Genomic DNA, 16938 nt, shown 5'->3' with positions numbered 1-16938 from the left:
CGGTAACGAACGGAGATGCGCATGTTTCGTCGGTCGTGGTTCGTCTGGATGTCGCTATTGATCGTCGCAGCGACACATGGCCAGGAGATGCATGACCATGGGGTTCCCGAGAAACTGGGGAAGGTCACCTTCCCTGTTTCCTGTGACGCGAAGGTGCAACAACCCTTCGACCGTGCCGTCGCCCTGCTGCATTCGTTCGCCTATGGGCCCGCCGCCAAGGCATTCCATGAGGTCGCCGCAGCGGACCCAACCTGCGCGATGGCGCATTGGGGCGTGGCAATGACTTACTTCCACCCGGTCTGGGCACCCGCACTTCCCCCCGACACATTTGCCACGGGTCAGAAGGAAATGCTTGAGGCGACCCGCCTGGGTGCCGCGACCCCTCGCGAGAAGCAGTTCATCCATGCGCTCGGCGAACTCTACAAGGTCGATCCCGGCCTCAAACTCCCGCAGCGCACGCTGGCCTACGAAAAAGCCATGGCCCAGCTCGCCCATGACAACCCGAAGGATATCGAAGCGCAGGTGTTTTACGCCCTGGCCCTCCTTTCGAATGCGTCACCCGCGGACAAGACACACGCGAAGCAGAAGCAGGCCATCGATATCCTCGAGCCGCTTTTCCGCCGCAACCCCGACCATCCGGGTATCGCGCACTACCTTATCCATGCCTGCGACAGCGCGGAACTGGCCCAACGCGGCCTTCCGGCCGCAAGGAAGTACGCAAGCATCGCGCCGTCCGCACCGCACGCGCTGCACATGCCGTCGCATATCTTCACGCGACTCGGCCTGTGGGACGACTCCATCGCGTCCAACCTCGCCTCGGAGAAATCCGCGCGCGAACACGGCGACACGATGGGCCAGCTCCACGCCATGGACTATCTGGTTTACGCGTACGTGCAGACCGGCCGTGTAACGGAAGCCGGCGCGGTGGTCGACGACCTGCATGCCATGCCCCCGCTGGACATGGGGGACTTCGGTGTCGCCTATGCCGCCACCGCCATGCCCATTCGTGTCGCGGTGGAACAGGCACACTGGGCAGACGCGACCGCGATCAAGGACCCGGAGGGGGCACCACCTTCGGTCGTCGCCATTGCCGTATGGGCGAGAGGGCTGGGCCTGGCGCGCACGGGGCATCCGGTGGAAGCACGGCAGGAAGCGACGCGATTGGGGCAGATAGCGAAGCAACTCAGCGACACCGGCGAGCCCTACTGGTCGGTGCAGACGAGCGTGCTCGCGGACGAAGTCATGGCGTGGTCGGCTCAGGCAGCTGGCGATACGGCAAACGCGGTGACGCTGCTCAGCGCCGCGGCGGACAAGGAGGACTCGCTGGAGAAGCGACCGGTAACGCCGGGCCCGATCGTGCCTGCGCGGGAGCAGCTTGGAGACCTTCTGTTGCTGCAGAAGCAGCCTTCCCGGGCACTTGCCGCCTTCAGGACGACGCTTGCGGGATCGCCCGGTCGCGCGGGCGCCCTGGCGGGTGAGGCGCGAGCGATGAAGGCCGGGTTGTAGGTGCCACCGGGCCTATCGCCGGCAGAGCCGGCTCCCACACAAGGTCAGGCAGGTACAACCAGTCCCCATTGGAAAGCCGGCCGAAGGGCCGACTCCTGCATGATCGCCATGCCAGAATGCCCTCAACGAACCCCTGCCGAATCCCCCCCATGACCTTCCCCCGCTCCGTCGTCTTCGCCGCCCTGGCGGTCTGCGCGACCTTTGCCCTGACCACGGCCACCGGCGCGCCCCAGGCGGCAGCGACGAGCGCCGCCGCCGCAGCCGCAGCCGGGCCGATCGCCCTGGTTCCCGCTGACCAGGAAGCCGTCGCGGGGAAGGTAGCCATGCTGTTCCTGACCCGTTTCCACTACCGTCCGCGACCGCTGGACGCCACGTTCTCGGCCGTCGTTTTCGACAAGCTGGTCGAAACGCTCGACCCGGAACGCAGCTACTTCACCGCCGCCGATATCGCGCACTTCGCGCCACTTCGTCCCACGCTGGGCACGGCGATAGACGAAGGCGATCTCACGCCCGCTTTCGAGCCGGTGAACCTGTACCTCAACCGCGTCGTCGAGGAGTCGCGCTATGCGCAATCCTTGCTGAAGGACGGCTTCGATCTCGGCGCCCATGAGTCCATCGCCACGGAGCGCAAGGCAGCGCCCTGGCCGGCGTCCACGGATGAACTCCATGAACTCTGGCGCGAACGCGCCAAGGAAGACTGGCTTCGCCTGAAACTGGCCGGCCAGACCGACGATGCCATCCGCAAGACGCTGACCCATCGTTACGCGAACCTCGCCTCGCGCATCCAGAAGACCAGCGCGGACGACGCCTTCCAGCTATTCATGACCGCCTATGCCGAATCGACCGATCCGCATACCGATTACTTCGCAGCGAAGGCGGCGACAGCGTTCAACACGGAGATGTCGCTGTCGCTCGAAGGTATCGGCGCTTATCTTCGCGAGCACGATGAATACACCCAGGTCACGGAACTCATCGCGGGGAGCCCGGCGGCGAAGTCGGGAAAGATCCACGTCGGCGACCGCATCACCGGGGTCGGTCAGGGCACTGCCGGTCCATTGACCGACGTGATCGGCTGGCGGTCGGACGACGTCATCGCATTGATCAAGGGCAAGAGTGGTACGACAGTGCGTGTCGAACTGCTTCCCGATGAGAGCAAGGGCGATGTCGCCCCGCACGTCGTCACGCTCACCCGACGCCACATCAGCATCGAGGATGAAGCCGCGAAGCAGACGGTGCTCCAGGTCGGCGAGCCCGGCCACGCGCACAAGCTGGGCATCATCACGGTGCCCTCGTTCTATGAAGACTTCGATGCCCGCCGTGCGGGCGACGCGAACTATCGCAGCGTAACGCGCGATGTCTCGCGCATGCTGGGCGAGCTGAAGAAGCAGAAGGTGGACGGCGTCGTCATCGACCTTCGTGACAACGGCGGCGGCTCGCTAACCGAGGCGTCGGACATGGTCGGCCTTTTCACCGGCGCTGGCCCGGTGGTGCAGGTGCGTAGTGCGGATGGCAAGGTCGAGGTGCAGGGCGCCAACACAACCGCACCCGCCTGGTCGGGCGCCCTGGGCGTCCTGGTGAACCACGGCTCCGCTTCGGCGTCGGAGATTTTCGCCGCGGCGATCCAGGATCGCGGTCGTGGCGTCATCCTCGGCCAGCGCACCTTCGGCAAGGGCACGGTGCAGAACCTTCTCGACCTCGACGATGCCGTGGAGGAGGAGCACGACGGCAAGCTCGGCGAGCTCAAGATGACGATCGCGCAGTTCTACCGCATCAACGGCGACAGCACCCAGCTACTCGGCGTGACGCCGAACATCGCTTTCCCGGCAACGGAAGACGAAAAGGACTTCGGCGAGTCGACCTATACGAACGCGCTGCCGGCGTCCTCCATTTCGGCCGTGCCTCATAGATACGACAAGACGCTCGAGCCGCTTGTTGCGAAACTCGATAGCGCGCACGCGGCGCGCGTGCAGCACGCGACGCGCTGGCAGCTCACCATCGACGAGCTCGCCTCCTTCCAGGCCATGGCCGCCCGCACCACCGTCTCCCTGAATCTCGACGAGCGCAAGGCTACTCGTGAGGCCGACCTGAAAGTCTCGGCGGACTTCCGCGCCCGTCGCAAGACACTGAACCTGGCGGACGGGCTCCCGGTCGACGACGACGCCTCACCGCTGGGCGACGACGGCCTCGATCCGGAAGAGCGCAGCGTGGCGCAGGACAAACGCCCGGAGCCGACCAAGCCGTCGAAGGATCCGTACGTGCAGGAAGCCGCGCAGATCGTCGCCGACGAGGCTGTGATGCTGATGACGGCAGCTCCGGCGCAGGCCGCCGGGTAGCGCCTTTCGCCGCTCAGTCGTTCTCGCTCCCGGTCGGTGTCGATCGCCGGATGGATGCCTCGATGAAGGACATCATCGAGTTCACCGCCGGGCTGACCAGGCGACCGCCGGTGGGAACGGCCCATATCTCGTCGGTCGGCAGGCTCCAGCCGGTCAGGACGGGACGAAGCGATCCGTTGGCGAGCTCGGAGGCAACATCCCATTCGGAGACGACGGCGATGCCGGCCTGGGCGAGCAGCGCGTCACGCATGCCCTCCCGCGAGCCCACGCGAAGCCTGCCCTTCAACTCGACATGCTGTACATCGTGGCCTCGGTGAAACGACCACGTGTTCGACGCCTTATCGGCCGACCAGATCACCACCCGGTGTTTCGCGAGCTCGTCGGGCGTATGCGGCTCGTTGTTGCGGGCGAAGTAGGCTGGCGAGCCGACGACGAGGCGGCGTGCCAGACCGATGCGGCGGCTTCCCGGGATCTTGCGTCCCGGCTCACCGTGGCGCAGGCACAGGTCGATCCTTGCCTCCGCGACATCATGGAGCGCGTCATCCATGACGACCTCCACCTCGAGTCCCGGGTTGTGATCGAGAAATCGCGGCAGCTCGGAAACGACATGTTGGCGAGCAAATCCGGGCGGTGCCGCCACCCTGAGCTTGCCGGTCAGTTGCTGTGCCTCCGCACGCACCGCACTGAGCGCTTCTTCGAGCTGGGTCAGTGCATGCTTGGCGTGCCCATGCAAGCGACGGCCCGCATCGGTGGTACTCATGCTCCGGGTCGATCGATGCAGGAGGCGGACGCCGAGCTCCGCCTCAAGCCGCGCCATGGCCTTGGAAGCGCCTGACTGGCTGATGCCCAGTTGCCTGGCAGCCGCTGTGAACGATCCGGCGTCGACGATGCGAACGAAGGTCTCCAGCGCGGTAAAACGTTCCATGCCGTCGCTCCTCAGCGCGCCGCAATCGGTGCGGCCGCAGGACCTTGATTCGCCGTGTCTTCCCAGCCGCCACCCAGCGCGCGAATCAGGTTGACGGTGGCGATGGCCTGCAGGCCCTGCAACTGCACGGCATCGCGGCGGGCGCTGAGTACGCTGCGCTGGGCATCGAGGACATCGAGGTAGTTCGTCTGGCCTTCGGTGTACTGCGTACGTAGCAACGACGCGGCCTTCGTGGAAGATGCCACGGCCTCCCCCTGCGTCTGTGTCTGTCCCTCCAGGATCCGCAGCGTCGCCAGGTTGTCCTCGACCTCGCGGAAAGCCAGCAACACCTGCTGCTGGTAGGTCGCAGCCTGTTCTTCGTACGTGGCTTTCGCATTGGCCAGGTCGCCCTTGCGCTTGCCGCCGTCGAACAGTGGAAGGCTCAGGGCCGCGCCGGTCAACGGACCGAGCAGAAACGAGCGACTGCTCCACTTGAACAGATTGCCGAAGGAGGACGACTCGAATCCACCGGTTCCGGTGAGCGACAGTGAGGGGAAGAAAGCGGACTTCGCCACGCCGATCCGCGCGTTCGCCGCTGCAATGGCACGTTCGGCCGCGGCGATATCCGGCCTGCGTTCCAGCAGGGACGACGGCAGTCCGGATGGGATACGCAGATTCACCGCCTGCAACGGTCTGGCAGGCATCGTGAACTCCGCAGGCGTCTTGCCGAGCAGGACCGCGAGGCTGTGCTCCGAGGTGGCACGCAGGCGCCCCGCGGTCATCGCGGCCGAGCGTGCCGTGGACAGCTCAGCCTCGGCGCGCAACACGTCGACCTCGGATATATCGCCCTCGTCGAAGCGGCTCTTCAGCAGCTTCAGGCTGTCCTCACGCAGGGCAACCGCATGGGCATACACCTCACCTTCGGCATCCAGCTCACGTAACGCGAAATAGTTCTGCGCGACATCCGCCTGCAGCGCGAGCTGCACTGAGTGGAAAAGCGCCTCACTGCGTTGTGTGTCCGCCTTCGCGGCATTCACGCTCGAGGCCACGCGACCGAACAGGTCGACCTCATAAGACACGTTCGCCTGGGCGCGATACACCGTGGACGGCTGGACATGTGTTCCATCAGTCAGGCCCTGGGATGCGGCCGACGGTTGCTGACGCGTGGCGCCAAGTCCGGCGTCGACCGTCGGGAAGTACGCCGAGCGGGCTACCTGGTTGAGCGCACGCGCCTCCTTCACGCGCGCGGCTGCAGCCTTGAGATCCTGGTTGGCCCCGAGCGCCTGGTGCTCGAGGCCATCGAGGACGGTGTCGTTGAAAATCTTCCACCACTCACCGCGCCCCACTCCTTCCGAAGGCACTGCAGCCTTCCAGGTGCTGCCGTCCAGCGCGGTGGCGGTTTCCTGTGACCACGACGGCGACGCTTCCTTGAAGGCTGCGTCCGCGGGAGCGGACGGCGCATGGTAAGCGGGAGCCATCGAGCAAGCGGCGAGAATAAGCGTGGCAGCCACCGCGGTGGCGCCTTTGAACAGACGCCCCATGAAAACGGTTCTCATGACGTACTCCTCAATGTTCCGACGCAGCGTCGAGCTGCATATGCGTATGGGTGCCGTGCTTGTCGACCAGCGGTTTGCCGCCGGCGAGCTTGCGCAACAGGACGTAGAAGACGGGCGTGAGCATCAGGCCGAACAGGGTGACGCCGAGCATGCCGAAAAACACCGCGATACCCATGGCGTGGCGCATCTCCGCGCCGGCACCCGTCGACGTCACCAGGGGAATGACACCCATGATGAAAGCGAACGAGGTCATGAGGATCGGGCGCAGGCGAAGTCGACTGGCTTCGATCGCCGCTTCGACGATGCCTCGTCCATCCATCTCCAGCTCGCGAGCGAACTCGACGATCAGGATCGCGTTCTTCGCCGACAGGCCAACCAGCACCATCAAGCCAATCTGGGTGAAGATGTTGTTGTCGCCTCCGGTCAGCCACACGCCGATCAGGGCCGACAGGATGCTCATGGGAACGATGAGCAGGATCGCCAGGGGCAGCGTGAGGCTTTCGTACATCGCGGCCAGCACCAGGAACACGAGCAGGATGCTGATCGGGAATACCCACAGGGCCGAGTTACCGGCGATGATCTGTTGGTAGGTGAGGTCGGTCCATTCGAACTTGATGCCACGGGGCAGCGTTTCTGCGGCGATGCGCTCGACAGCGGCCTGCGCCTGTCCCGACGAGTAGCCGGGGGCTGGGCCACCGTTGATGTCAGCGGCGGTGAAGCCGTTGTAGCGCACGACCATTTCCGGTCCATAGGTGGTGGTTACCTTCACCAGCGACGACAGCGGCACCATCTCGCCCGCGGCATTACGCGTCTTCAGTGGCCCGATGTCGGCCGCGCCGGCGCGGAACGGCGCATCGGCCTGGGCACGCACCTGGTACACGCGGCCGAACTGGTTGAAGTCGTTGACGTAGAGCGAACCCAGGTAGATCTGCATCGTGTCGAACACGTCGGTGACGGCTACGCCCAGTTGCTTGGCCTTGACGCGATCAAGGTCGACGTCCAGCTGCGGCACGTTGATCTGGTAGCTGCTGAACATCGGGCCGAGCTCGGGAGCCTGCGACGCCTTCTTGAGGAATGCCTGCGTCGCGTTGTTGAGCGCCTCATACCCGAGCGCGCCACGATCTTCGATCTGCAGCTTGAAGCCACCCAGCGCGCCGAGTCCGGAAACCGGCGGCGGCGGGAAGGTCGCGATCTGCGCACCCTTGATCTTCGCAAACTTGGCGTTGAGCGAAGCGGCGATCTTCCCGGCGGAGAGTGCGTCGCCACGTTCCTTCGACGGCTTCAGCACCGGGAACACCAGTCCGGCTGACGATGAGTTAGTGAAGCCATTGACCGACAGGCCGGGGAACGAGGGAACGCCGACCACGCCGGGCTCCTTCAGGGCGATCGCGGTCATCTCCTTGATGACGGCATCGGTCCGCTCCAGGGATGCACCGGCGGGAAGCTGCGCGATGCTGACCAGATAGTCCTTGTCCTGGGCCGGAACGAAACCACCCGGGACCACCTTGCCCAGCGCCACGGCGCCACCGAGAAGCACGAGGTAGACGCCGAGCATGAGGGCCTTGCGACCGACGACGCGGCCCACGCCCTTGCCGTATGCTTCCGAGCCGCGATGGAACAGCTTGTTGAACCCCGCGAAGAAGCGGCCTAGTACGCGGTCCATGCCCCGGGTCAGCCAGTCTTTCGGTGCGTCGTGGCCCTTCAGCAGGATGGCGGCCAGCGCGGGAGACAGCGTCAATGAATTGAAGGCCGAGATCACCGTGGAGATCGCGATGGTCATGGCGAACTGTTGGTAGAACTGACCCGTCAGACCGGACATGAAGGCCAGCGGGACAAATACGGCGACGAGCGTAAGCGCGATGGCAATGATCGGGCCGCTCACTTCGCGCATGGCCTGGTAGGTGGCGTCCCGCGGACTCAAACCCGCGGCGATATTGCGTTCCACGTTCTCCACGACGACGATCGCGTCATCGACGACGATGCCAATGGCAAGCACCATGCCGAACAGCGACAGCGCATTGATGGTGTAGCCGAAGGCCAGCATCAGAGAGAATGTACCGACGATCGAAACAGGAACGGCGAGCAACGGAATCAGCGAAGCGCGCCAGGTCTGCAGAAACACGATCACCACCAGAACGACCAGGGCGATCGCCTCGAACAACGTGTGGATAACAGCGTCAATGCTCTCGCGTACGAACTGGGTCGGGTCATAGATGATCGAGTAACCGACGCCTTCGGGCATGTCCTTCTTCATGTCCGCCATCGCGGCTCGTACGTCGTCGGAAATCTGCAGCGAGTTCGCTCCCGGCTGCTGGAAAATGATCAGCTGCACGGCCTCCTTGCCATCGAGCATGCCGCGCAGGGCGTAGTCGGAGGCGGCAAGTTCGATACGCGCAACGTCAGACAGATGCGTCACGGCACCATCCGGCGAGGTTCGGATGATGATGTCGCGAAACTGCTGCTCGGTCTTCAGGCGACCCTGGGCGTTGATCGACAGCTGCAGGGGCACATCCTTGCTCATCGGCGACGCGCCGACGATGCCCGCTGCCACCTGCACGTTCTGCTCGCGAATCGCCTTCACGATGTCGGACGCCGTCATGTTCTTCTCGGCGACCTTCTGCGGGTCGAGCCACACGCGCATGGCGTAATCACCTGAGCCCCACATCGCCACTTCGCCGACACCGGGCACACGCGCCAGGCGGTCCTTGATATTGATCAGCGAGTAATTGCGCAGGTAGGTCAGGTCGTACTTGCCGTTGGGCGAGTTAATGTTGACGCCCATGGTGAGTGTCGGCGACGACTTCACCGTGGTGACGCCGAGGCGCTGCACATCCTCAGGGAGTCTCGGCAGGGCTTGTGCCACGCGGTTCTGCACGAGCTGCGCGGCCTTGTCGGGATCGGTGCCCAGCTTGAAGGTCACCGTGGTCGCCATGTTGCCGTCGCTGTTGGCCTGGGACTGCATGTAGAGCATGTCCTCGACACCGTTGATCTGCTCCTCGATGGGTGCAGCGACGGTTTCGGCGATGACCTTCGGGTTCGCGCCAGGGTATTGCGCGCGAACGACGACGGACGGAGGAGCCACTTCCGGATACTCAGCGGTGGGCAGCTTGGTCAAGGCGATGATGCCTGCGAGCAGGATGATCGTTGACAACACCCCCGCGAAGATCGGACGGTCGATGAAGAATCTGGAGATATTCATGACGCTGTTCCCGTGATCAGGCGGACGGCAGGACCGCGGCAACCACCGCGCTCATGTCGACCGATGTTGGTTTGACGACTTCGTTGGGGCGTGCGCGCTGCACGCCATGCACGACGACGCGCTCGCCGGGCTTAAGTCCCGAAGTGACGATGCGCAGGCCTTCGTGCAGGTCGCCCAGGAGCACTTCCCGGTACTGGACCTTGTTACCCTCGTCGACGACGAGGACATACTTCTTTGCCTGGTCGGTGCCAACCGCGGCGTCGTCGATCAGGATGGCTTCGTGCGGCCTGCCGCCGCCGACCTTCAGGCGTGCGTACAGACCCGGAACCAGCGAACCGTCGGCGTTATCGAAACGGGCGCGGACACGAATCGTGCCGGACACGGTGTCCAATTGGTTGTCGACGGAGTCGACCACGCCCTTCTGCGAATAGCCGCTTTCATCGGCGAGGCCGAGCGCGACCGGAATGGTCGCGCCATTGTCACCGCGCAGGTAACGCAGATAGGTCTGCTCGTCGACATCGAAGCTGGCGTAGATCGGCGAGACCGAGACCACCGTGGTCAGCACCGGTCCGCTGGCACCGGCATTGACGACGTTGCCTACCGTCAGCTCCGCACGCGAGACGCGTCCGGATACGGGGGCGACGACGTTCGTATAGGCAAGGTTGATGCGCGCCGCGGACAGCGCGGCGCGCGCGGCCTTGAGGTTGGCCTGGGCTTCGCGCGAACCATTCATTTTCTCGTCGTGGTCGCGACGGGCGATCGCGTTGGTGGAAATCAGTCGCTCGGCACGCGCCGCGTCCGTGCTGGCATACGCGGCACGCGCATCGGCGGCGGCGACCTGCGCGGACGCGCGCTCCACTTCGGCCTGGTAAGGCGCCGGGTCGATCGTCAGCAGCGTGTCGCCTTTCTTCACCAGCGAACCGTCACGGAAGTTGACCGAAGCGATCCTGCCGGAGACGAGCGGCCGGATATCGACGCGGTCCACCGCCTGCAACCGGCCAGAGTAGCTCTGCCACTCGGTGATGGTGCGCGAGATGACGGTAGCGACGTCGACTTCGGCGGCCGGAGCGACGGCGTCGGCGTGCGCGGCGGCGACGGCCTCGTGGCCGTGATAGGTCGCGATACCGGCGGCTCCGCCGACGACGAGCAGGGCACCGAGCGCGACGGAGAGTCGTTTACGGATGGCGGTCATGGGATGTCTCCTGGAACGGGTATGAATGAGGGAAGAGCGGATGTCGGTCAGAGCCGGAGGAGGCGCGTCGCCGCGCGGGCATGACGGTCATGACTCACGGTGCATAGAGTGGCTTTCGCCGAGCGCGGGATAAATCCGGCTAATTGCGTTTCTTTGACGCCCCGACAGCGACAATCTCTCGCTTTCTGTGGGAGCCGCTTCAGCGGCGATATCCAGCTGCCCGTCGGCCGATAAACGCCAATTGACGGACAAATTCGATCAGCGAATACTCTTTGGCGCCCAGGGGAACACAATGACCGAACGCGCCGATGCTTCCGTACCCGAGATCGTGGCCTTCACCGCCGTGGCCCAGACGGGGAGCTTCACCCGGGCTGCCGAGAACCTGGGGACAAGCAAGTCCAATGTCGGCAAGGCGGTTCAGCGACTCGAAACGAGGCTGGGGACCAAGCTCTTCCAGCGCACGACGCGCGCGGTGCGTTTGACCGAGGACGGGGAGATCTACCTGCAGGCGTCAGAGGCGGCCCTCGCGGGCTTGCGGGACGCGGAGCAATCCCTGGCGGCAAGGCGTGCCGAGCCGATCGGCAAGGTGCGCATCGATCTCCCCGCTGGGTTTGGGCGGCTGTTCCTGCCGACGCTTGCGGCGCTGCGCGACACCTACCCGAAGATCTCGCTCGAACTGGCCTTCGTCGACCGCCTCTCCGACCCCGTCGCCGAAGGATGGGACCTGGTCGTGCGTATTGGCGAGTTGCCGCCCGAGAGCGACATGTCGGTGCGCAAACTATGTACCTTGCGGAATGGGCTCTATGCCTCACCACACTATCTGGCGCGTAAGCCTGCGATCACCTCGATCGCCGATCTGAGCACCCATGACGCAGCGATCTTTCGTGCCTCGTCCGGCCGCCTGCGGCCGTGGACCGTGCAGGACGGCGACGCCACGCGCGATATCGCGCCTGCCCCCGTGCTCGTGCTATCCGATGGACAGGCCCTGATCGACGCGACCGTCCACGGATTTGGCATCTCGCAATTGTTCGATCGCGTCGCGCGGCCGTTGGTGGCGTCGGGGGCCCTCGTCCATGTGCTGCCCGACGCCGACATCCCCGGGCCGCCCGTTCACGCGCTTATCCCACTCGGTCACCGCATGCCGTCGCGCACACGCATCGTGCTGGACACACTCGCGGATTTTCTTCGCTAGGCCTGCAATCAGTCGTAGAAGGCCGGAATGATCTTCAGCGTGTCGGTTTGCGCCTTGTCATGATTGATGAACAGCTGCGCACGATACGTTCCCATCATGGTCTTGACCTTCTCCATCGACGCGATCGAGGCGGCCTTGTCGGTGTTCAACGTGGGCACAATGTCGTTGCGGAAGTTCCCGGCGAGATGGACGACATCACCCGACAAAATGATGAAACCCGAATGCCTCAGGTGGACAAGCAGGGATTGGCTTCCAGGTGTATGGCCGGGCGTTGGAAAGAGCGTGACACTGCCGTCGCCGAACACATCCGTGATCCCATCGAGAAGTTGAAGATGCTTCGGCGATCCCATGAGCTTGCGCGCGAGCGCTTTCAACTGGTTCACGTTCGGGTTCGGCCCGTCGGGTGAACTGATCCACTCGTATTCGACGCGCTGTATCAGGATGGTCGAATGGGGAAACAGCGTGACGTTTCCGATATGGTCGCCATGCGTGTGCGATATCGCGACGTATTGGATGTCGTCCGGTTTCAGGCCGATCGCGGAGAGTTGGGCGGAAATTGTCTTGTCCAGATGATAGACAATCAGTTGCGGAAGGGTCGACCAGCCTTTCGGATCGTTCAACGTCGATTCCGGAACCCCTGTATCCCAAATCAGCCAATTGCTGCCCCGCTTGATCAGCCAGCATGTCGACGAGAACTCGATGGGCCGCCCGACATTCTCCCCAGGCGTCCACACCGATTCATCGTTCGCGAGCGAATGGCCGCAATCCAGTCGATACAGCCGATCTGCAAAGCCGGCACGTGCCGGATCGGGAAGCGGCGTAGCGGCCTTTCCAGTGGGCGCTATCGCCAACCCGACCAATGTAGTCAGCATGATCACTGCCATCAACGCCCGCGCACGCATTTCCATGACATCCACTCCACTCGTTTATTGCCAGGATATGAGGACACGAGCGTGATGCGAAGGATTGGCGAATTTCGCTCAAGCAGCGAGCGACTCGTGCATGGCGACGACATCCGCCTCGTCCTGAAGCGCCTTTCGCACAGACGGCCGCGCATCGACACGCGCCTTCCATGCCATGAGGTGTTCGAGATGTTCGATGGGCGCACCGCTACGCTCGTGCCACATCGTGGACCATACGTATGCGTCGGCAACAGTGAAGGTGTCACCGTTCAGCCAGGCGCGCCCATCCCCGAGACGCTGGTCCAGCACCGCGTAAGCATTGACGATCTTGTTGCGCGTCCACTGCGCGCCTTCCGGCGTCATCAGCTTGCGCATCAGCGGAATGTGCTTCTGCGCGATCTCGGTCGCGGTGAAGGTTAGTAACTGGTCGATGCGTGCACGCTCGATGGTACCGGGCGAGGGAATCAGACCTGAGCCGGGGTGCCGGTCCGCGAGCCAGGAGACCACGACGATAGTCTCCGAAAGTTTCTCATCATTCGCGTCGTCGAGGACGAGCACAGGAACGTAACCGAGCGGATTGACCTGACCGAAGTCGTCACCGTTCGAGGTGCTCTTGTCGAACACGTTGTAGTGGATGAGTTCCGGCGTCAGGCCGAGCTCGTTCGCGATGATCTGTACGGCCTGCGAACAGGTCTGGTTGGCAATATAGAGTTTGGACATGATCTCGGTGCTCGGCGGTGACGGAACGGCGATCCACATGGAACCGTAACGACAGTTTGCTGACGTCGCGTCCGTAGATAAATCTGTCTACAGGCGAATCTCTGTCGCTCCACCGGATACAAAGGATTAGCAATCAGGCGAAGCCGTTGTACACGCCGATCAGATACCGCAGTGTGGCTTAGCGCAGGCCGAAAGCGTCGGCCAGATCGCCCGCATCGCCGAGGAGGGCAGCCAAGCGTTCGGCCCGCGCGTTTGTCGAGCACCTGATCACAACGCTTTTAGGCAAAACCCCGGCTATCATGCAAGGTCATGACCCCGCACAACCTGAAGGTTAAGCCGCAGCCGCTTCGCTACCGTGTGCTGGTCTACTCCGTGTGCGCCTGTGCAGCCACCACGGGCATCGCAGCACTTCTGCTGCGGGTATTCGACCTGTCGAACGTGGTGATGGCCTTCCTGCTCACGGTCGTTCTCGTCGCCTTGCGTTGGGGTCGTGCTGCGGGGGCATTGGCGGCCTTCGTCGCCGTGCTGAGCTTCGACTTCTTCTTCGTGCCGCCGGTGTGGTCGTTCCGCGTCTCGGACACCCAATACGTCTTCACGTTTCTCCTGATGCTGGTGGTGGCCCTCGTCACCGGGCAGCTCGCTGCCCGATTGCGCGACGAAGCGGTCACCGCAGCCGCCGGAGAAAAGCGCGCAAGCGCGCTGGCGGCGGTAGCCACGGACCTCTCGATAGCCGTGCGTAGCGAAGACATCGCACGGGTGTGCGCCGCACGCATTGGTCCGTTGTTCGATGGCCACGCCACGCTCCTGCTTCCCGGCAACGACGAGCGCATGTCGTCGGATGCCGCCGGGGACATGAGCATCGCCCAGTGGGTGCTCGAGCAGGGCCTCCCTGCCGGGCGCGATACCGAGGCGCTGCCCGCGAACAAAGCAACCTACCTTCCGCTTTCCACGTCCATGCGCACGCGTGGTGTCCTCGTGCTGGAGCGCGCGACGAAGACCCCGCTGGACGCGGGGCAGATCGCCTTGCTACGTGCGTTCCAATCGCTGGTCGCGCTGGCGATCGAACGCGTGCACTACGTCGAGGTGGCGCATGAAACCCAGCTGCGAATGGAGGGCGAACGCCTGCGCAGTACGCTGCTCGCTGCCGTATCCCACGACTTGCGAACACCGCTGACCGCTATCTGCGGCATGGCCGGCATGCTGGGCGAGAACGAGGTGGCACGCGCCATCGTCAGCCAGGCCGATCGCATGCAACGCCAGGTGGTGAACCTTCTGGATGCGGCGCGCATGCAGGGCGAAAGCGTCCGCCTGGACTTGCAATGGCACGCCCTGGATGAAGTTGTCGGTTCCGCGCTGGCCGCCGTACACCTCGGCGGGCGTCGGGTCGTCGTCGACATGCCGCGGGATTTCCCTCTGGTGGAACTGGATGCCGGCCTGTTCGAGCGAGTGCTGGCAAATCTCTTCGACAACGCCGCCAAGTACACGCCCGATGACGCGACACTGCGGATACGGGCCGATCGCACCGGTGCGCGCATCTACCTGACCGTCGAGGACGACGGCCCCGGCTTCCCGCCCGACATCAACGCCGATTCGCTCTTCGAAGAGTTCGCCCGTGGAGCACGCGAATCGGCAGTTCCGGGTGTTGGCCTGGGCCTGGCGCTTTCACGACGCATCGTCGAGGCCCACGGCGGCAGCATTGCCGCGTCTCGCGGCACGCCGCATGGCGCGCGTTTCGAAATCATCCTGGCCGCTGGTGAGCCGCCGTCGATCGACCTGGAAGACTTCGCATGAACAAGCCGCGCATCCTGGTGGTGGAAGACGAAGCGGACATCCGCCGGTTCCTGCGGCTGGCCCTGGAACGTGAAGAGATGACCGTGTTCGAGGCCGGCGATGCGCTACGAGCCCGCATCGAGGCCGCCAGCCGCCAACCCGACCTCATCGTGCTCGACCTCGGCCTGCCCGACGACGATGGCAAGGCGGTGATCCGTGACGTGCGCGGGTGGTCGTCGGCACCAATCATCGTGCTTTCCGCGCGTGACATCGAGGCGGAGAAAGTCGCCGCGCTGGAAGCGGGCGCCGACGACTATCTCGCCAAGCCTTTCGGTGTTCCCGAACTGGTCGCCCGCGTGCGAGCGCAGTTGCGCCGGGCCAGTCTCGCCGGCGACCGTAGCCAGGCCAGTGCACGCGTGCGCTTCGGCGATATCGAAGTGAACCTGGCCACACACGAAGTCTCCCGTCGCGGCGAAGCCATCCACCTGACGCCGATTGAGTACCGCCTGCTGACCGCGCTGGTGCGTGGGCAGGGCAAAGTGCTGACCCACCGACAGCTCCTGCACGACGTATGGGGGCCGGGCTATGCCACGCGACCGCATTACGTGCGTGTCTACATGGCGAATCTCCGACAGAAGCTGGAGGAAGAGCCGGCGAGGCCGCGCCATCTCGTGACGGAGCTCCAGGTGGGTTATCGGCTGGCAGGTCTGAACTGAAGCGTCTTGATGGCGCCTTGATATCGCGGCGGACAATACAGCGCCGTCCTTAGACGTCGGTGCCTAGCATGGGCGGTCATCCCTGATCCAAAGGCTTGACCATGAATTTCCGCTCCATGCTTCTTCCCGCCGCCCTGCTGACGGCCCTTCCGGTATTCGCCGCCCGGGCCGACGACGCTCCCCCCATCTGCACGGACCGTCCTACGAAAGCCAACGGCACCTGCACCGTGCCCGAGGGCGCGTGGCAGCTGGAAGCCGATGTGGGCAATGCCACGCATGACGCGCACCCGGGAAGCAGTACCGACACGCTTTACTTCGTCAATCCATACCTCAAGTACGGCATCGGGGCGCATACCGACATCGAAGTGAACTGGGCGCCGGCCGTACGCATCCGCACGAAGGCCGATGGCGACCGCCAGACGACGCGCGGCTCGGGTGATGTCTATGTCCGCGTGAAGACCGGTCTCTATAGCGGTGAGGTTTTCAGCGCGTCGATCATTCCCTTCGTGAAAGCACCGACGGCATCCCACGGTATCGGCAACGATCACTGGGAAGGTGGCGTCGCCGTGCCGATGAGTGCAGCCGTGGGCGGTGGCTTCACGGTGACGATCGGTCCGGAGCTGGACGCGCTCGCGGATGCCGACGGGCACGGACGCCATCTTGCCGTGACCAACCTGGTGAACATTGCGCATTCGTTGACTGGCCCGTTGTCGGTAGCCGTGGAGTACTGGCGACAGGACAACCATGATCCGTCGGGCCGCGTGAAACAGGAGTCCGCGGATATCGCCTTTACCTACCTGGCCAGTCCGGATCTGCAGCTGGACGTGGGTGCGAACATCGGCGTGAACAGGGCTACGCCGGACCACCAGCTTTATGGGGGGATGTCATACCGATGGTGATGGAATGGGGAGCGGTATCATCAGGCGACCCGATGATTGCAGGCATACC

General features: G+C 64.2%; 12 protein-coding genes. 6 read left to right on the top strand and 6 right to left on the bottom strand.

The features are described from left to right. Window positions 1–21 precede the first annotated feature (21 nt). Together C8J98_RS17970 and C8J98_RS17965 are read left to right on the top strand one after the other, a co-directional pair. Complete coding sequence (locus C8J98_RS17970) at window positions 22–1506, top strand: hypothetical protein (protein WP_107914567.1); 1485 nt, start codon at window positions 22–24, stop codon at window positions 1504–1506. Window positions 1507–1655: 149 nt separating this feature from the next. Next, the gene (locus C8J98_RS17965) at window positions 1656–3839 is read left to right on the top strand and encodes a carboxy terminal-processing peptidase (protein ID WP_158272751.1); all 2184 of its coding nucleotides are present in this window, start codon (window positions 1656–1658) and stop codon (window positions 3837–3839) included. Between the two features lie 13 nt (window positions 3840–3852). On the opposite strand, the gene C8J98_RS17960 is transcribed toward C8J98_RS17965, so the two are convergent. From C8J98_RS17960 to C8J98_RS17945, 4 genes are read right to left on the bottom strand one after another with little or no spacing between them, the layout of a single operon-like run. Then, complete coding sequence (locus C8J98_RS17960) at window positions 3853–4764, bottom strand: LysR family transcriptional regulator (RefSeq protein WP_107914563.1); 912 nt, start codon at window positions 4762–4764, stop codon at window positions 3853–3855. Window positions 4765–4775: 11 nt separating this feature from the next. Then, complete coding sequence (locus C8J98_RS17955; RefSeq protein WP_107914561.1) at window positions 4776–6299, bottom strand: efflux transporter outer membrane subunit; 1524 nt, start codon at window positions 6297–6299, stop codon at window positions 4776–4778. 10 nt (window positions 6300–6309) lie between these two features. Continuing rightward, a complete protein-coding gene (locus C8J98_RS17950; RefSeq protein ID WP_107914559.1) occupies window positions 6310–9498 on the bottom strand; it encodes an efflux RND transporter permease subunit in 3189 nt (1062 codons plus the stop codon). A 16-nt stretch (window positions 9499–9514) separates the two neighbouring features. Next, window positions 9515–10690, bottom strand: a complete 1176-nt coding sequence (locus C8J98_RS17945; protein ID WP_107914557.1) for an efflux RND transporter periplasmic adaptor subunit — start codon at window positions 10688–10690, stop codon at window positions 9515–9517. Between the two features lie 292 nt (window positions 10691–10982). On the opposite strand from C8J98_RS17945, the gene C8J98_RS17940 reads away from it, so the two are divergent. After that, a complete protein-coding gene (locus C8J98_RS17940; protein WP_107914554.1) occupies window positions 10983–11882 on the top strand; it encodes a LysR family transcriptional regulator in 900 nt (299 codons plus the stop codon). A gap of 8 nt (window positions 11883–11890) precedes the next feature. On the opposite strand, the gene C8J98_RS17935 is transcribed toward C8J98_RS17940, so the two are convergent. Beyond that, window positions 11891–12790: an N-acyl homoserine lactonase family protein gene (locus tag C8J98_RS17935; RefSeq protein ID WP_107914552.1), complete on the bottom strand. Its 900-nt coding sequence runs from the start codon at window positions 12788–12790 to the stop codon at window positions 11891–11893. A 72-nt stretch (window positions 12791–12862) separates the two neighbouring features. Then, window positions 12863–13504, bottom strand: coding sequence for a glutathione S-transferase C-terminal domain-containing protein (locus C8J98_RS17930; protein ID WP_107914721.1), 642 nt, complete (start codon window positions 13502–13504; stop codon window positions 12863–12865). 309 nt (window positions 13505–13813) lie between these two features. Between C8J98_RS17930 and C8J98_RS17925 the strand changes: the two genes are divergently transcribed. From C8J98_RS17925 to C8J98_RS17915, 3 genes are all read left to right on the top strand, one after another. Beyond that, window positions 13814–15295, top strand: a complete 1482-nt coding sequence (locus tag C8J98_RS17925) for a DUF4118 domain-containing protein (protein ID WP_107914550.1) — start codon at window positions 13814–13816, stop codon at window positions 15293–15295. Continuing rightward, window positions 15292–15990 carry a response regulator gene (locus C8J98_RS17920; protein ID WP_107914548.1) on the top strand — a complete coding sequence of 233 codons (699 nt, stop codon included), beginning with the start codon at window positions 15292–15294 and terminating at the stop codon, window positions 15988–15990. Before C8J98_RS17925 ends, C8J98_RS17920 begins: the two co-directional genes overlap by 4 nt. 101 nt (window positions 15991–16091) lie before the next feature. Then, window positions 16092–16889 (top strand): transporter, encoded by a 798-nt coding sequence (locus C8J98_RS17915; protein ID WP_107914547.1) that lies wholly within the window; start codon window positions 16092–16094, stop codon window positions 16887–16889. Window positions 16890–16938 lie beyond the last annotated feature (49 nt).

Source organism: Luteibacter sp. OK325 (assembly GCF_003050935.1).
GTDB lineage: Bacteria > Pseudomonadota > Gammaproteobacteria > Xanthomonadales > Rhodanobacteraceae > Luteibacter.
This window is presented reverse-complemented; position numbering and strand designations above follow the sequence as displayed.